Source organism: Streptomyces lincolnensis, from assembly GCF_001685355.1.
GTDB classification, from domain to species: Bacteria; Actinomycetota; Actinomycetes; order Streptomycetales; family Streptomycetaceae; genus Streptomyces; species Streptomyces lincolnensis.
Window position 1 is genome coordinate 10,068,471 of the sequence record NZ_CP016438.1, and the last position, 17,680, is coordinate 10,086,150.

The following is a 17,680-nucleotide window of genomic DNA, read 5'->3' on the forward strand; positions in this document are numbered from 1 at the left end:
TGTCCTCGGTGCTCTCGCTGCTCGCCACGGTTGCCCTGTCCTTTCTGATCCGCACGGGTCAGGAGATCCCGAGTTCGTTGGTGATGAAGTCGAAGACCTCGTCGTCGTCGGCCGAGTCGAGAGACGCCCCCGTCTCCGGCGCTGTTTCGGGGCCCGCCGCCGGCGGCAGGACCCAGTCGGCGACGACCGCGCGCAGCCGCGCGGCGATCCGGGCGCGGTCGGGGTGATCGGCCGCGACGCCGGCCAGTGCACGCTCCAGCCGGTCGAGTTCGACCAGCACCGGCTCGGCCGAGGGGACGTCGTCCCGCGGCAGCGCGTGGTCCACGTACCGGGCGAGAGCCTGTGCCGTCGGATGGTCGAAGACGAGCGTCGCGGGCAGCCGGAGCCCGGTGACGGAGCCCAGCCGGTTGCGCAGTTCCACGGCGGTGAGCGAGTCGAAGCCCAGGTCGCTGAAGGCGCGTCCCGGTGCGACGGCGGAACTGTCGGTGTGGCCGAGCACCTCGGCGACCGTGCGGCGCACCACGTCGAGCAGAACCCGCTTGCGCTCCTCGGCGTCGACGCCGAGGAGCCGCCGCCGCAGGTCGCCGGAGGCATCTTCGGCCTGTGCCGTCGCTGTGGGGGCCGACGGGCGCACCAGCCCCCGCAGCAGTGCGGGAACGGAGTCGCCCGCGTCGCGCAGCGCGGCCATGTCGAGACGGACCGGAAACAGAGTGCGCGTGCGTGTCCTGCCGGCCAAGGCCGCGTCGAACAGGACCAGCGCGTCCTCGGTGGACAGCGCGAGGACACCGGAGCGCCGCATGCGCCGCACAGCCACGTCGTCGAGCCGCGCCGCCATACCCGCGTCCCACGCACCCCAGGCCAGGGAGACGGCCGGCAGTCCCAGGGACGCGCGGTGCTGCGCGAGTGCGTCGAGGAAGGAGTTGGCGGCCGCGTAGGAACTCTGGCCCGGCGCGCCGAGCGTGGCCGTGGCGGAGGAGAACAGGACGAACGCGGCCGGACCCATGGGCCGGGTCAGCTCGTGAAGATGCCAGGCCGCGTCGAGCTTCGGACGCAGGACGGTGTCCACGATGCCGGGGGTCGCCGCGTCGAGCACGCCGTCGTCGACGACACCCGCCGCGTGGATCACCGCAGTCAGGGGGTGCTCGGCGGGAATCCGGTCCAGTACGGCCGACAGCGCCTCGCGGTCGGCCGCGTCGCACGCCTCCACGATCACGTCGGCGCCCAGTGCGCCCAGCGCCTCGACCAACTCCGGGGCCCCGGCGGACCGCAGTCCGCCGCGGCTGAGCAGGACCAGCCTGCGCACACCGTGTTCCGTCACGAGACGGCGGGCGACGAGGCTGCCGAGGGCGCCCGTGCCGCCCGTGACCAGGACCGTGCCCTCGGGTCCGAGCCCCGCGACCGGTGCCGGACCGTCGCAGGCCGGCGCCGATGTGCGCGCGAGCCGGGGCGTCAGCAGCGTGCCGTCCCGCAGCGCGAGCTGCGGTTCGCCGAAGCCGAGCGCGGCCCGCCACAGGTCTGCGTCCGGTGCCGTGGCCTGGTCCACGTCCAGGAGCACGAACCGGTCGGGATGTTCGGCCTGAGCGGCCCGCACGAGCCCCCACACCAGTGCCTGCCGCAGACCCCGTACGGTGTCGTCGGCGGCGACGGCCACCGCGTCCCGGGTCACCACCAACAGCCGTGCCCCGGCGAGCCGTTCGTCCGCCGTCCAGGCCACGAGCACGGCCCGCACCGCGCGCTCGACGGCGCGTGCGGCCACGGGGGCGTCCACGTCGGCGGGCACCGCCGCGGCGCAGTCCCACACCACCGCGCCGGGCACCGGCCGGCCCGCCGCCACGGCCGCGCCCAGCGCCGCCAGGTCGGCGAACGTCTCCTCGGCCAGGCCGTCCGGCGGCGTGCCGTCGCCCACGGCGATGACATCCCCGATCGCCCCGGCGCCCGGCCCGGCCGGCGGCCGCCACGCGAGTTCGAAGAGGCTGTCGGGGTGCCGGTACGGGGAGGCGGCCCGCAGCTGCCCGGCGGAGACCGGCCGGATCCGCAGCGCCTGGACCGAGACCACCGGCGCGCCGTCCGCGTCCGTCACCAGCACCGCCAGCGCGTCGTTGCCGACCGGCGACAGACGTACCCGCAACGCCGTGGCGTGGGCGCGGTGCAGGCGTACGCCCTGCCAGGCGAACGGCAGCCGCACCTGTTCGCCGGTGCTGCCGACCAGAGCCGTGTGCAGGGCGGCGTCCAGCAGCGCGGGGTGCACGCCGTAGTGGGCCGCCTGCGCCCGGAAGGGTTCCGGCAGCTCCACCTCGCCGAAGAGGTCCCGGCCCGAGCGCCACATCGTGCGCAACCCCTGGAAGGACGTCCCGTACGTGAAGCCGTCCACAGCGACCGTGTCGTAGAAGCCGGTGAGGTCGACCGGTTCGGCACCGGCGGGCGGCCAGGCACCCGTCAGGGCGTCGGCGGCGGGCGCTTCGGCGTCCGAGAGCACACCGTCGGCATGGCGCGTCCAGGGCATCGCGGCGGCCTCCCCCTCCGAGAGCGCCGAGAGCGCCGAGAGCGCCGCGGACGCCGGCCGGGAGGCCACGGTGAACCGTCGGCGTCCGCCGTCGTCCGGTCCGACGGTGAGCCGGAGGTGGACGGCGTCATCCGCTCCGAGGATCAGCGGGCTCTCCTGGACCAGCTCCTCCACTGTGCCGCAGCCCGTCAACCGGCCCGCGTACAGGGCGAGTTCGAGGTACGCGGTGCCCGGGACCACGGTCGACCCCAGTACCACGTGGTCGCCGATCCAGCCCTGCGTACGGGAGGACAGCCGGCCGGTGAGGACCAGCTCGGCGCCGTCCGCCGCAGTGAGCACGGCGCCGAGCAGCGGGTGCCCGGCCGGGTCCAGCCCCAGATCGCCGGGCTCGACCGGCGCGTTGTCGCCGGCGGACAGCCAGTAGTGCTCGCCCTGGAAGGCGTACGTCGGCAGCTCCAGCGCCGGTCGCCGCGCGGCCCCGGCACCGGCGGCCGTCAGGTGCGCCCGCCAGTCCACGCCGACGCCCCGGACGTGCGCCTCGGCCACGGCGGTGAGGACCGTGCGGACCTCGGAGCGGTTCCGGCGCAGCAGCGGCAGCGCGAGGACGTCGGCGCGCTCCTCCCGCGGCAGCACGGAGGCGCCCTCGCGGGTCATCGCGGACAGCACCCCGTCCGGCCCCAACTCCAGGAACGTGCGCACCCCCAGGCCCAGCAGCGTGCGCACGCCGTCGTGGAATCGCACCGCCTGACGGACGTGCCGCACCCAGTAGTCGGCGGAGCGGATCTCCTCCGCCGTGACCGGGAGGCCGGTGACGTTCGAGACGACGGGGATGACCGGATCGCGCAGGGTCAGCGACGACAGGACCGTGCGGAAGTCGTCCAGCATGCCGTCCATGTGCGACGAGTGGAACGCGTGGCTCACGGCCAGTTCCCTGGTCCGCCGCCCCCGGGCGCGCAGCGTCTCGGCCACGGTGCGTACGACGTCCTCGTCACCTGAGACGACCACGGAGGCCGGGCCGTTGACCGCGGCGACGCCGGCCAGGTCGGTGCGGCCGGTGAGCAGTTCGGCGACCTCGTCCTCGGTGGCCTGAACGGCCGCCATCAGCCCACCGGGCGGCAGTTCCTGCATGAGCCGGCCACGCGCCGCCACCGCGGTGACCGCGTCCTCCAGCGAGAAGACGCCCGCGACATGCGCGGCGGACAGTTCACCGACGGAATGGCCCAGCAGATGGCCGGGGCGCAGTCCCCAGGACTCGACCAGCCGGTAAAGGCTCACTTCGAGGGCGAACAGCGCGGCCTGCGTCCACTGCGTACGGTCCAGCAGTGCCGCCTGCTCCGCCCCCTCGTCGGCGAACATCACCTCGCGCAGCCCCAGGCCCGCCCGCTCGGCGAACAGCGCGCAGATCCGGTCGAGGGACGCGGCGAACTCGGGCTGGGCGGCGTACAACTCCTTCCCCATGGCGGCCCGTTGGGCGCCCTGGCCGGTGAACAGGAACGCCGGGCCGGTGCCGCGCGCCGCCGTGCCGGTGATGACCCGGCCGGGCTCGGCCGGACCGGCACCGCGCAGCGCGTCCAGCCCGGCGAGCAGGTCGGCGCGGCCGGTACCGATGATCACGGCCCGGTGGGCGAGACTCGCGCGCTGCTCGGCCAGTGGCAGGGCGAGCGCGGCCGGATCGAGGCCGGGGTGCGCGACGACCGCGTCGTACAGCCGCTCGGCCTGGGCCCGCAGGGCTCGCGGGCCGGCGGCGGACAACTGCCAGGGGACGAGCGCCGGGACGGTGGCCCCGGGCTTCTGATCCGACGTGTCCGGCTCGGCGGCGTACTCCTCGGCCTCCTCGGCCTGCTCCAGGATGACGTGTGCGTTGGTGCCGCTGATCCCGAAGGACGACACCGCCGCGCGACGCGGCCGGCCGGTCGATGGCCACTCCCGCCGCTCGGACAGCAGCCGCACGGCCCCGCTCGACCAGTCGACGTGCGGGGTCGGTTCGTCCACGTGCAGGGTCGCGGGCAGAACGCCGTACCGCATCGCCAGCACGGTCTTGATGACCCCGGCGACTCCGGCGGCGTGCGAGGTGTGCCCGATGTTGGACTTCACCGAGCCCAGCCACAGCGGCTCCGCCCGCCTCCCGCCGTACGTGGCGAGCAGCGCCTGGGCCTCGATCGGATCGCCCAGCCGGGTACCGGTGCCGTGCGCCTCCACCGCGTCCACGTCGGCCGGGGTGAGACGCGCGTCGGCCAGGGCCGCCCGGATCACGCGCTGCTGGGCGGGTCCGCTGGGCGCGGTCAGGCCGTTGGACGCGCCGTCCTGGTTGACGGCGCTGCCGCGCAGCACGGCCAGCACCCGGTGCCCGTGCCGGCGTGCGTCCGACAGCCGCTCCACCAGCAGCACCCCGACACCCTCGCCCCAGGTCGTGCCGTCCGCGGCGGCGGCGAACGCCTTGACGCGACTGTCGGCGGCGAGCCCGCGCTGCCTGCTGAACTCGACGAACATGAACGGGCTGGCCATCACGAACGCTCCGCCGACCAGCGCCAGTTCGCACTCGTCGTCCCGCAGTGACCGCGCCGCCAGGTGCAGCGCCACCAGCGACGCCGAGCACGCCGTGTCGACGGTGATCGCCGGTCCCTGCAGTCCGAGGGTGTACGCGAGCCGGCCGGAGGCGACGCTGGGCGTGGTGCCGGTCAGTACATGGCCCTCGGTGCCCTCGGACGCGGCACCCGCCCCGGTGCCGTAGCCGAGCTGCGCCGCACCGACGAAGACGGCCGTGCGGCTGCCGCGCAAGGACGTCGGGTCGATACCTGCCCGCTCGACGGCCTCCCAGGACGTCTCCAGCAGGTGCCGCTGCTGCGGGTCCATGGCGAGGGCCTCACGCGGGCTGATCCCGAAGAAACCGGCGTCGAACCGGCCGGCGTCCCCCAGGAACCCGCCGCCTCGCCCATAGGTGCGGCCCGGCCGGTCGGGGTCCGGGTCGTACAGCGACTCGACGTCCCAGCCGCGGTCGGAGGGGAACGGCGTGATCGCGTCCCGCCCCTCGGCCAGCAATCGCCAGTAGTCCTCGGGCGAGCGCACACCGCCAGGGAAACGGCAGCTCATGCCGATGATGGCGATCGGCTCGTGGCGGGCCTGCTCCAGCTGCCGGTTCTGCTGCGTCAGGCGCTTGTTCTCCTTCACGGAGCGGCGCAGCGCCTCCGTCATCCGCTCGTCGCGGTCACCGCCCGGACCGCTCGTGCCGTCCTGTGTCACAGGGATTCCCCCTCCGCTCGTGCTCGTTCGTCGGTTCGTGCGCGGTCACTGCTCGCCCGCGCCGAGCGCCAGGTCGATGAGGTCGTCCGCGTCCAGGCCGTCGATGTCGTCCGGGTCGCCCGACGCCTCCTCGGCGGACCCGGCCGCCAGCTCCAGCAGGGCCCCCAGCAGCCCGTTCTCCCGCAACCGGCCCGGTGGGATCGTGGCGAGCAGCCGGCGTACGTCGTCATCGGTGACGTCCGGTGCCGGATGCGGGGCAGCGGCGAGGTCCAGCTCGTCCAGCAGGTGCTCGCCCAGAGCTGCCACCGTCGGGTGGTCGAAGATCAGCGTCGGCGGCAGTCGCAGACCGGTTGCCGAGTTCAGGCGGTTGCGCAGTTCCACCGCTGTGAGGGAGTCGAAGCCGAGCTCCTTGAACGCCTGGTCGAGGCCGATCGCCGCGCTCGTCTCATGCCCGAGCACAAGGGCCGCCTGAGCGCGCACGAGATCGAGCAGCGTCCGCTCGCGTTCGGCGGCCGGCAGCGCGGCCAGCCGGTCGCGCAGGCCCTGCCCACCCGGCTCCGTACCCGCAGGCCCGGCCGTAGCCACCACCGCCCGCCGGGCCGGGGCGCCGACCAGGTGCCGCAGCAGGGGATGGACGGAGTCCGACGCGCGGGCCGCGCCGACGTCCAGCCCCACCGCCACCACCGGCGCCCGATCCGCGCCCAGCGCCGCGTCGAACAGGTCCAGCCCCTCGGCGTCGGTCAGCGCGCTCAGCCCGGCCCGGCGCAGGCGCGCCAGATCGTCGGCGTCCAGATGGCCGGTCATCCCGCTCGCCCGCTTCCACAGGCCCCAGGCCACCGAGACACCGGGCAGCCCCTGGGCCCGCCGCTGTTCCGCGAGGGCGTCGAGGAAGACGTTGGCCGCCGCGTAGTTGCCCTGTCCCGGCGTGCCCAGCGTGCCCGCCGCCGAGGAGAACAGGACGAAGGCGGCCAGATCCATGTCCCGGGTCAGCTCGTGCAGATGCCAGGCCCCGTCCACTTTGGGTCGCAGCACCGCGTCGACCTGCTCGGGTGTCAGCGAGCCCACCATCGCGTCGTCGAGGACGCCGGCCGCGTGCACGACACCGGTGAGCGGGTGCTCCGGCGGCACCTCGGCCAGGACGGCCGCGAGCGCCTCGCGATCGGCGCTGTCGCAGGCCGCGACGGTCACCTCCGCGCCCGTCGCGGCCAGTTCGGAGCGCAGGGCGTCGGCGCCTTCGGCGGCGAGGCCACGGCGGCCGAGCAGCAGCAGACGCCGTACGCCGTGCTCGGCGACGAGCCGACGCGCCACCAGCCCGCCCAGCGCGCCCGTACCGCCGGTGACCAGCACAGTGCCGTCCGGGTCGAACGCGGTCGGCGGCATGGTGAGCACCAGCTTGCCGATGTGCCCGGCCCGGCTCATGAGGCGGAAGGCATCGACGGCGCGCCGCACGTCCCAGGCCGACGTCGGGATCGGCCGCAGCACCCCGCTGTGGAACAGCGGCGTCAGCTCGGCCAGCATCCGGGCGACGTGCTCGACGCTCGCCGAGACCAGGTCGTACCAGAGGTACGAGACGCCCGGGTGGTCGGCCGACACCTGCCCGGCATCACGGATGTCGGTCTTGCCCATCTCCAGGAGCCGGCCGCCGTCGGATGTCAGGAGCCGCAGCGAGGCGTCCACGAACTCGCCGGCGAGTGAGTTCAGTACGACGTCCACGCCTCCCTCGCCGGCCGCCGTCCGGATCCGTTCCTCGAAGCCGAGCGACCGGGACGAGGCGATCCGCTCCTCGGGTACGCCCAGTGCGCGCAGCGTCTCCCACTTGGCGGGGCTCGCCGTCGCGAACACCTCGGCGCCCAGATGCGCGGCCAGTTGCAGCGCGGCCAGCCCCACACCGCCGGTCGCCGCGTGGATCAGCACCGACTCGCCGGCGCGCAGGCCCGCCAGATCGACCAGGCCGAGGTACGCGGTCAGGAACGCGACCGGCACCGAGGCGCCCTCCGCGTAGGTCCAGTGCTCCGGCAGCGGCACGAGCAGCCGGCGGTCGACGACCACGACCGGACCGAAGGAGCCCCGGACCAGGCCCATCACCCGGTCCCCGGCAGCCAGGTCCGTGACGTCCGGCGCCACTTCCAGGACCACGCCCGCGGCCTCGCCGCCCATGACGTTCTGGTCGACCACGCCGAGGCCCAGCAGGACATCGCGGAAGTTGATGCCGGACGCCCGGACCGACAGCCGTACCTGCCCCGGGGCCAGCGGCTGAGACGCCTGCGGGTACGGCAGCAGCGCGAGGTTCTCCAGCGTGCCCTTGCCCGCGGTGTCCAGCCGCCACGTCGAGCCGTCCACCGGCGGCTGCAACGTCCGCCCGGCCGAGGCTCGTACCAGTCGAGGCACCGACAACCGTCCGTCGCGCAGGACGAGTTGCGGTTCACCGGACGCCAGGGCACGGCGCAGCACGGCACGCGAGGACGCCCGCCCGTCCACGTCCGCCAGCACGAACCGGCCGGGGTTCTCGGACTGAGCAGACCGCAGCAGACCCCACAGGGGCGCGTGCACCAGGTCCCGGGGGCTCTCCCCGTCGCCTGCCGCGACCGCGCCCCGGGTGACCACGGCCAGCGTCGCCTCGGCCAACCGTTCGTCCGTCAGCCACCGTTGTACGACGGCGAGCACGCGGTGCACCTCGGTACGCACGGCTGTGGCCGTGTCCGCCCCGGACGTGGCTGTGGGAGCCGTGCAGGCCAGCACCACCGTCGCCGTGGGAGCGAGCGCGGCCAGGGCGTCGAGGTCGGCGCAGCTCTCCAGGTCCGAGTCGGGGTCCGGGCCGCGGCGCAGGCCCAGGTCGTCCGGACCGAGGACGATCACCCGACCCGGCTCGGTGTCCGGGAGGGGAAGGCCGGTCCAGCCCACCGTCAGGAGAGGATCCTCGGCTCGGCCGGCGTGAAGCTGTTCCTCGCTCACCGCCCGGGTCACCAGCGACTCCACCTCGGCGACCGGCATCCCTGCCTGGTCCGCGACGGCGAGCGACAGCCCGTCCGCGCCCCGGGACGTGAGGCGGACACGCAGGGTGGTGGCGCCGGTCGCGTACAGCGAGACGCCCGTCCACGAGAACGGCAGCCGAACCGTGTCGAGGCCCTCGGCGATACCGGCGTGCAACGCCGCGTCGAGCAGAGCCGGGTGGATCCCGTAGCCGCCGGCAGCGCCGTGCTGCTCCTGCGGGAGCACGACCTCGGCGAACCGCTCGTCATCACGCCGCCACAGCGCACGCAGGCCCTGGAACACCGGCCCGTAGCCGAGCCCGCTCTCGGCGAGCCGCGGGTACAGCCCGGACAGATCCACCGGTCGCGCACCGGTCGGCGGCCACTGCGCGAGGTCCCAGTTCGGCCGGGCGTCACCGGGCGACACGAAACCGGCCGCATGGCACGCCCACGGCACATCGGCCGCCGCCTGCTCCGCCCGTGAGTACAGGGCCACCGGCCGCCTACCGCTGTCGTCGGCCGCGCCGACCGTGACCTGAAGCCGCAGGACGCCGTCCTCGGGCAGCACGAGCGGCGCCCGGAGCGTCAGCTCCTCCAGCACCGTGCACCCGACCTGGTCGGCGGCCCGTACGGCGAGGTCCAACAGCGCCGTTCCCGGCATCAGGGCCGTGCCCCACACGGTGTGATCGGCGAGCCACGGCTGTGTCTTCAGCGAAAGCCCGCCGGTCAGCACCACCCCCTCGCCGTCGGCGAGGGTGAGCGTGGCGCCGAGCAGGGGGTGGTCGGCGGAATCGAGTCCGGCGGCGCGGACGTCGGCGGTGGCGCCCGGAGCGGCGCCGAGCCAGTAGCGCTTGCGCTGGAAGGGGTAGGTGGGCAGGTCCAGGTCGCGGTCGCCGGTGCCGAGGAGGGGGGCCCAGTCGACGGGGAGCCCGCGGGTGTGGGCGTGGGCCGCGGAGGTGAGGAAGCGGGTCCAGCCGCCCTCGTCGCGGCGCAGCGAGCCGACGGTGAAGGCGTCCGCTTCTTCCAGGACCTCGTCGATCGCGTGGGTCAGGACGGGGTGGGGGCTGCACTCGATGTAGGCGGTGTGGCCCGCGGTGACCGCGCTCCGGAGGGCGTCGGTGAGGCGGACGGTCCGGCGGAGGTTGGTGTACCAGTAGCCGGCGTCGAGTCCGGCGGTGTCGATGGGTTCGCCGGTGACCGTCGAGTAGAAGGGGATCGTGCTCGTGCGAGGGGTGATGCCCACGAGGAGGTGGGCGAGGTCGTCCTCGATGGCTTCGACGTGCGGTGTGTGAGAGGCGTAGTCGACGTCGATCCGGCGGGCGCGGATCTCCTTCTCCTCGCAGTGGGTGAGGAGTTCGTCGAGCGCCTGTGCGTCGCCGGCGACGACGGTGGCGCGGGGGCTGTTGTGGGCGGCGACGCTGATCCGCTCGCGCCAGGGGGCGATGAGTTCGGCGGCCCGGTCGTGGGGGAGGGGAACGGAGACCATGCCGCCGCGTCCGGCGAGTTGGAGGATGGCCCGGCTGCGCAGGGCGGCGACTTTGGCGCCGTCCTCCAGGGTCAGCGCCCCGGCGACGACGGCCGCGGCGATCTCGCCCTGGGAGTGGCCGATGACGGCGGCGGGTTCGATACCGAGGGAGCGCCACAGTGCGGCGAGGGACACCATCACCGAGAACAGGGCGGGCTGGACGACATCCACCCGGGTCAACTGCTCACCACGTGCCAGGAGTTCGGAGAGGGACCAGTCGACGTGCGGGGCGAGTGCCTTGTCGCAGTCGGCGATGGAGCGGGCGAACACATCGGAAGTCCGCAGCAGTTCGGTCGCCATGCCGGCCCACTGCGAGCCCTGGCCGGGAAAGACGAACACCGGACGCTCGACAGCCCCCTGTCCGGTGACGACACCGGTCGCCTCCGCTCCGGCCGCCAACGCCCGCAGGCCGCCCAGTAGTTCGTCCCGGTCGGCGCCGAGGACCACGGCCCGGTCGCCGAACGCGGTGCGCCCCGTCAGCAGGGCGCGGGCGGTGGCGCGTACGTCCGAGGGGCCGTCGTCGAGATGGTCGGCCAGACGTTCGGCCTGGGCGCGCAGCGCGGCGGTGTCGCGGGCGGAGAGCACCAGCGGCACGACCGGCACGGCAGGCTCGCCCGCAGCTGCCGGGGTCTCGGCGGGCGCCTGCTCCAGCACCACGTGCGCGTTGGTGCCGCTGACCCCGAACGAGGACACGGCGGCCCGGCGGGGCCGGCCCGTGTCGGGCCACTCCCGCTGCTCGGTCAGCAGCTCCACCTTCCCCGCCGACCAGTCCACGTGCGGAGTCGGCTCGTCCACGTGGAGGGTCCTGGGCAGCACACCGTGGCGCATGGCCATGACCGTCTTGATGACGCCGCCGACACCCGCGGCGGCCTGCGCGTGCCCGATGTTGGACTTCAACGAGCCCAGCCACAAAGGCCGTCGGCGGTTCTGTCCGTACGTCGCGATCAGGGCCTGAGCCTCGATGGGGTCGCCCAGCGTCGTGCCCGTACCGTGGGCCTCCACCGCGTCCACCAGGTCGGGGGAGAGCCGGGACTCGGCCAGCGCGGCCCGGATGACCCGCTGCTGCGAGGGGCCGTTCGGCGCGGACAGGCTGCTCGTCGCACCGTCCTGGTTGACCGCCGAGCCGCGGACGACGGCGAGGACCCGGTGACCGGCCCGCCGCGCGGCCGAGAGCCGTTCGACGACCAGCATTCCGGCGCCCTCGCTCCAGGTCGTGCCGTCGGCGCAGGCCGCGAAGGACTTGATGCGCCCATCGGGCGCCAGCCCGCCCAGTCGGCCGAAGCCCTCGAAGGTGACCGGCGTGGCCATCACCGTCACACCGCCCGCCAGCGCCATCGCGCACTCGCCGCGCCGTACCGCCCGCACGGCCAGATCCAGGGCGACCAGCGACGACGAGCAGGCGGTGTCGACGGTGACGGCCGGTCCCTCCAGGCCCAGCGTGTAGGAGATCCGTCCGGAGGCGACGCTGCCCCAGGTGCCGTTGCTCAGGAAACCGGCGGCGTCCTCGTCCGCGTCTTGCGGACGGGTGGCGTAGTCGTGGTACATCAGCCCCGCGTACACGCCGACCCGGGCACCGCGCAGGGTCGTCGGGTCGACGCCGGCGCGTTCGAACGCCTCCCACGACACCTCCAGCAGCAGTCGTTGCTGCGGGTCCATCGCGAGGGCCTCGCGCGGACTGATCCCGAAGAACGCCGGGTCGAAGTCGGCGGCGCGGTCCAGGAAGCCGCCTTCCCAGCCGGTGGACGCGCCGGCGTCGCTGTCGTCAAACCCCCCGGCGGTCCAGCGCCGTTCGGCCGGTGCCGTACCGATCGCGTCCCGGCCCTCGGTGACCAACTGCCACAAGGACTCGGGGGAGTCGACGGCGCCGGGGAACCGGCACGCCATGCCCACGATCGCGACGGGCTCGCGGTCGGCCTCCTCCAACTCGGCCACCCGGCGCTTTGCCTCGCCCAGTTCGGCGGTGGCCCAGCGCAGGTGCTCGCGGAACTTCTCCACCTGCGACTGCGACTGCTGCGACGGTGATGTCGATGACTGCGACACGTGAGCCCGCTCCTAGAGACGCTGGTGATTCGACGGCGCTCCGCTGTCGGCAGAGCGCAACTGCTGAAGGGCCGCGAAGAGTTCGTCGTCGGAGGCGGACGCGAGGTCCGACGGCCGCGGTCCGTCGCCGTCCGCAGCGACGCGGTCGTCCGCTCCCGTGCCGCCGGGCCAGCGGGACACCAGGTCCAGCAGCCGGTGGGCGACCGCCTCCCTGGCCCCGGCATCGGCGGTCTCGGCGAAGGAGGCCAAAAACGCCTCCAGCCGGTCCACCTCGGCCAGGGCCGGCCCGGCCGAGGCGCCGTCGTCCGTCGCCCCGCCCAGCCGCGCGCACAGGTGGTCGGCGAGCGCGGCGGCGGTCGGATGGTCGAAGATCAGGGTGCTCGGCAGGTCGACGCCGGTGGCTTCGAACAGCTTCTCCTGGAGGTTCAGGCCGGCCAACGAGTCGACGCCCAGGTCGACGAAGCCCCGGTCCGGCTCGACGTCCTCGGCCCTCCCCTCGCCCAGCGCCCTCGCCGTGTGCGTGCGGACCAGGTCGAGCAGGGCCCGCCTGCGCTCCTCCGCCGGCAGCGCCCGCACCCGGTCCGCGTACGAGGACGCCGGTGCCCGGCCGCCCGCCTCGCTGCCGGTGCCGGGCGGCCGCTCGGCTTCGTCGGCCGTCCCGGCGGGCGCCCCGGGAGTCCTCTCGGAGCCCGCCACCAGCGAGCGCATCACCGGCGGGAGCAGACCGGAGGTGTTCCGCCTCTCCACCTGCGCCCTGTCGAGCCGCAGCGCGACGAGCGCCGGCTCGGTCATCAGCCGGGAGGTGTCCAGGAGAGCGAGAGCGTCTTGTGTGGCCAGGGCACGCACTCCGTCCCTTCCGATGCGCGCCCAGTCCGCCTCCGTCAGATCACCGGTCAGCGTGCTGCGTTCGGCCCACGGGCCCCAGGCCAGCGACAGACCGGGCAGGCCCCGGGCGCGCCGGTACCCGGCGAGGGCGTCGAGGAACACGTTGGCCGCCGCGTAGTTCGCCTGTCCGGCGGCGCCGAACGTGCCGGACACGGACGAGAACGTCACGAACTCGGCGAGGTCCAGCCCGCGCGTCAGTTCGTGCAGATGCCAGGCGCCGTCCACCTTCGGCCGCAGTACGGTGCCGAGCCGGTCGTCGGTCAGTGAGGTGAGCGCCCCGTCGTCCGTCACGCCGGCGACGTGGACGACGGCGGTCAGCGGGTGCTCCTCCGGTACGCCCCCGAGCACCGCCGCCAGGGCGTCCGCGTCGGCCGCGTCACAGGCCACCACCGTGACCTGGGCCCCTTCCTCGGTCAGCTCCGCCGCCAACCCGGCTGCCCCCGGCGCCGCTTCGCCGCGCCGTCCGGTCAGCACCAGGTGCCGGACTCCCCGGGCGACCAGATGCCGGGCCACGAGACCGCCCAGGGTGCCGGTCCCCCCGGTGATCAGCACGGTGCCGTCGGGATCCAGGGCACGGACCGGCGCCTCGCCGTCCCCGTCGTGCGCCGCCCGCGTCGCCTCCGACAGACGCGGTACCCACAGTCGCCCGTCCCGGACGGCGACCTCGGGCTCCTCCCGGACGGCACCCAGCGCCCGCGTGAACACCTCCGGCGTCGGCACCCCGGCTTCGGCCAGGGACAGCAGCCCGAACCGGCGCGGGTGCTCGGTGCGCGCACTGCGGATCAGTCCGCGTACGGCCTCGTCGACGAGGCCCGCCTCGTCGTCCCGGTCCCGCACCACCGCCACCAGCCTGCTCGCGCGCAGCGCCGGCTCGGTGAGCCAGCGTTGCAGCGCGGCCAGGGCATCGGCGGTCGCCGCGCGCACGGCGCCCGGGACATCCGCGTGGCCGCCGTCCGAGGTGACCGGCAGCAGGACCACGTCCGGCGCCGGTGCCCCGGCGGCGAGCGCCGCGCAGAGGGCGGCGAGATCGGCGTACCGGGTATCGGCGCCCGTCACCGGCAGCGCGTCCGGTTCCCCCAGCACGGCGACCGGCCCGGCGCCGTCGTGCGGACCGGGCCCGGCGTACGGCACCCACCGGTTGCGCAGCAGCACGCCCGCGCCGGCGGCCTGTACCTGGTCGGCGGTGCCGGACGGCCCGCGGCCCAGGGACCTGAGATGCAGCTCCGCCACCGATGCCACCGGCATCCCGGCCGCGTCGGCGATCTCCATGGACACCGAGGCGCCGGTGTCGTCCGTGCCGGATGCCGGACCGTCCCCGGGCGCGAGCCGCACCCGCAGCACGCTCGGCCCGGCGCCACCCGACGCCGTCACCCCGCGCCAGGCGTACGGCACCATCCGCCGCTCCAGCGCCTCGGCGTGCGCCGCATGCCACGCCTGGAGCGCGCCGTCGAGCAGCGCCGGGTGCAGTGCGTACCGCCCGGCCTCCTGCCGCACCCCCTCCGACAGGGCGACCTCGGCGAACACCTCGTCATCGCGCCGCCACAGCGCCCGCAGGCCCCGGAAGGCGGGCCCGTACGCGATCCCTTGCTCCTCGGCCCGCCGGTGAAAGCTGTCGATGTCCACGCTCCGGGCGCCTTCGGGTGGCCAGGTGACCAGGTCGGACCGGCGCGGCGCCGCGCCCGCGCCGTCCGCGTCGAGGGTTCCCGTCGCATGACGCGTCCATGGCTCGTCCGGACCGGGTCGGGAGGACACCGTCAGGCGTCGGCGCCCCGTGGCGTCGGCGTCGGTCAGCCGGAGCCGGATCGCCCGGCCCGCACGCGGATCGGCGGACAGTTCGAGCGGGCTGTGCAGGGTCAGTTCGGCCACCCGGTCGCAGTCGGCGTACGCCCCCGCCCACCGGGCCAGTTCGAGCATCGCCGTGCCCGGCAGCAGTACCCGGCCCGTCACCACGTGGTCGGTGAGCCACGGCTGAGCGGCCGTCGACAGTCGGCCGGTGAACAACAGGCCGCCGTCCTCCGGGAGTTCCACGGCCGCGCCCAGGAGCGGATGGTCCGCGGGCGCGAGCCCGGCCGCGACCGCGTCGAGCGTGCGGGGCCCGTCGTCCAGCCAGTGGCGGCGCCGCTGGAAGGCGTACGTCGGCAGGTCGGCCGGCGGGCGGTCCGCCAGGCTCTGGTCGGGGAACACCGCGGACCAGGCCACCGTCGTGTCGCACACGTGCAGCCGGGCAAGCTCGGGCAACAGCCCGTCCGCACCGCTCGCCCCGCCCACCGGTGAGCCGACGACCCGCGCCGCGTGCCCCTCCAGGGCCGCCGTGAGCCGGGGGGCGACGGCCGAAGCGGCACCGACCTCCACGAACAGCGCGTGATCGCGCGCGCTCAAGGTGCGCACGGCGTCGTCGAGCGGAGTCGAGGAGGTTCCCAGCAGCGGAATCCGGCCCTCGTCGGCCTCCACTCCGGTGCCGTGCACCGCCGCGCGTGCGCCCTCCATGAGCGAGATCGCGCCGGACACACAGGCCGCCGCGATCTCGCCGACGCCCTCGCCGACCACCGCCGCGGGCCGTACGCCGTGCTCCTCCCACACCCCGGCGAGCGCCACCAGTACCGCCCACCGCACGGACGGTTCGGACCCCGGGAAGGCACCGTGGCGCAGCGAGTGGTCGCCGACCGCGGCCAGCGCCCGCTGGCACTGTGCCAGCCGCCGGGAGAACACCGGCGAGGTCAGCACGAGCCGGGCCGCCCAGCCGATGTCCTGCGCCAGACCCCGGTCCGAGAGCACCAGCACGGCACGGCTGTCGGAGGTGACGCGGCCGTGGAACAGCCCCGGCGCCGGGCGGCCCGCCGCCAGAGCCGTCAGGCCCGTAAGGAGTTCGGTGGGGCCGGTGCCGAGAACCACCGCCCGGTGCTCGAACACCGACCGACCCCGCGCCAGCGCGGCACCCACCTCCGCACGCGTCAACTCCGGGTGCTGCGCCACATGGGCCGCCAGTCGCCCGGCCTGCGCACGCAGGGCTTCACCGGTGCGCCCGGACAGCACCCACGGCACCCCGCTGGGCCACGTCCGCACCTGGTCCGCTTCCGAGGGCGGTTCGGCGTCGGCGCTCTGCTCCGGCTGCTCCAGCACCACATGCGCGTTGGTGCCGCTGACACCGAACGACGAGACGCCGGCCCGGCGCGGACGCCCGGTGTCCGGCCAGTCGCGGGCCTCGGTCAGCAGCTCCACCTTCCCCGCCGACCAGTCCACGTCCGGGCTCGGCGCGGCCACGTGCAGGGTGCGCGGCAGCACCCCGTGCTCCATCGCCTTCACCATCTTGATCACACCGGCCACACCGGAGGCGGCCTGAGGATGCCCGATATTGGACTTCAACGAGCCCAGCCACAAAGGCCGTCGGCGGTTCTGGCCGTACGTGGCGATCAATGCCTGCGCCTCGACGGGGTCGCCGAGCCTGGTGCCGGTGCCGTGCGCCTCCACCGCGTCCACGTCGGCGGGCGCCAACCCCGCCCGTTCCAGGGCCTGCTGGATCACCCGGCGCTGCGCCGGCCCGCTCGGTGCGGTCAGCCCGCTGCTCGCACCGTCCTGGTTGACCGCGGAACCCCGGACGACGGCGAGGATCCGCCGGCCGTTCCGGCGCGCGTCCGACAGCCGCTCCAGCAGCAGCATCCCGACGCCCTCGCCGAGCGATGTGCCGTCCGCGGCGGCGGCGAACGGCTTGCACCGCGCGTCCGCGGCCAGCCCGCGCTGCCGGCTGAACTGCAACAGCCACAGCGGCGACCCGATCACCGTCACCCCGCCCGCCAGCGCCAGTTCGCACTCGCCCGCCCGGATCGCCTGCGCGGCCTGGTGCAGCGCCACCAGTGACGAGGAGCAGGCCGTGTCGATGCTGATGGCCGGGCCTTCGAGGCCGAGCGTGTACGCGACCCGCCCGGACGCCACGCTGCCCGTGCTGCCGTTGCCCAGGTAGCCCTCGAACTCGTTCGGGGAGGTGCGCAGCCGGGCGGCGTAGTCCTGGGGGATGACGCCCGCGAACACGCCGGTACGGCTGCCCCGCAGCGACGCCGGGTCGACACCGGCCCGTTCGACGGCCTCCCAGCAGGTTTCCAGCAGGAGCCGCTGCTGCGGATCGGTCGCCAGCGCCTCCCGGGTGCTCATGCCGAAGAACGCCGGATCGAAGGCGGCCGGATCCTCCAGGAAGCCGCCTTCCCGGACGTAGACCGTGCCGTGCCGCGCCGGATCCGGGTCGTACAGGCCCTCGTCCCAGCCCCGGTCGGTGGGCAGCGGCGAGATGACGTCCCGGCCCTCCGCCACCAGCCGCCACAGGTCCTCGGGGGACTCGACCCCGCCGGGAAAGCGACAGGCCATGCCGATGATCGCGATCGGCTCGCGGGCCGATTCCTCGGCGTCCCGAAGCCGCCGCCGGGTGGTGCGCAGGTCGGCGGTGAGCCGCTTCAGCGTGTCGATGACCTTGCCGTCGCCGGTCCCAGCGTCGGCCGTCCCGTTCTTCGCACCGCTCGTCATGGTCCC

The 17,680-nt window shown here is 74.8% G+C and carries 3 protein-coding genes and 1 pseudogene; all 4 read right to left on the reverse strand.

The genetic code is table 11. The annotated features are described in order from the left end of the window. Window positions 1-58 precede the first annotated feature (58 nt). Window positions 59-5,695, reverse strand: a complete 5,637-nt coding sequence (locus SLINC_RS44305) for a type I polyketide synthase (RefSeq protein ID WP_079165250.1) — start codon at window positions 5,693-5,695, stop codon at window positions 59-61. A gap of 93 nt (window positions 5,696-5,788) precedes the next feature. Next, window positions 5,789-8,707 carry an SDR family NAD(P)-dependent oxidoreductase gene (locus tag SLINC_RS50655; protein ID WP_472573248.1) on the reverse strand — a complete coding sequence of 973 codons (2,919 nt, stop codon included), beginning with the start codon at window positions 8,705-8,707 and terminating at the stop codon, window positions 5,789-5,791. Beyond that, a pseudogene (locus SLINC_RS50660) lies at window positions 8,690-12,229 on the reverse strand (type I polyketide synthase); the annotation flags it as partial. The gene SLINC_RS50655 and the pseudogene SLINC_RS50660, both read right to left, overlap by 18 nt. Before the next feature lie 60 nt (window positions 12,230-12,289). Then, entirely contained in the window at window positions 12,290-17,674 is a 5,385-nt protein-coding gene (locus SLINC_RS44315) for a type I polyketide synthase (RefSeq protein ID WP_067444220.1), read from the reverse strand. Between the last annotated feature and the right edge of the window lie 6 nt (window positions 17,675-17,680).

Coding starts and splice junctions, on each gene's coding strand:
- SLINC_RS44305 (WP_079165250.1), bottom strand. CDS start 5,695: ATGACGGAGGCGCTGCGCCGCTCCGTGAAGGAGAACAAGCGCCTGACG.
- SLINC_RS44315 (WP_067444220.1), bottom strand. CDS start 17,674: ATGACGAGCGGTGCGAAGAACGGGACGGCCGACGCTGGGACCGGCGAC.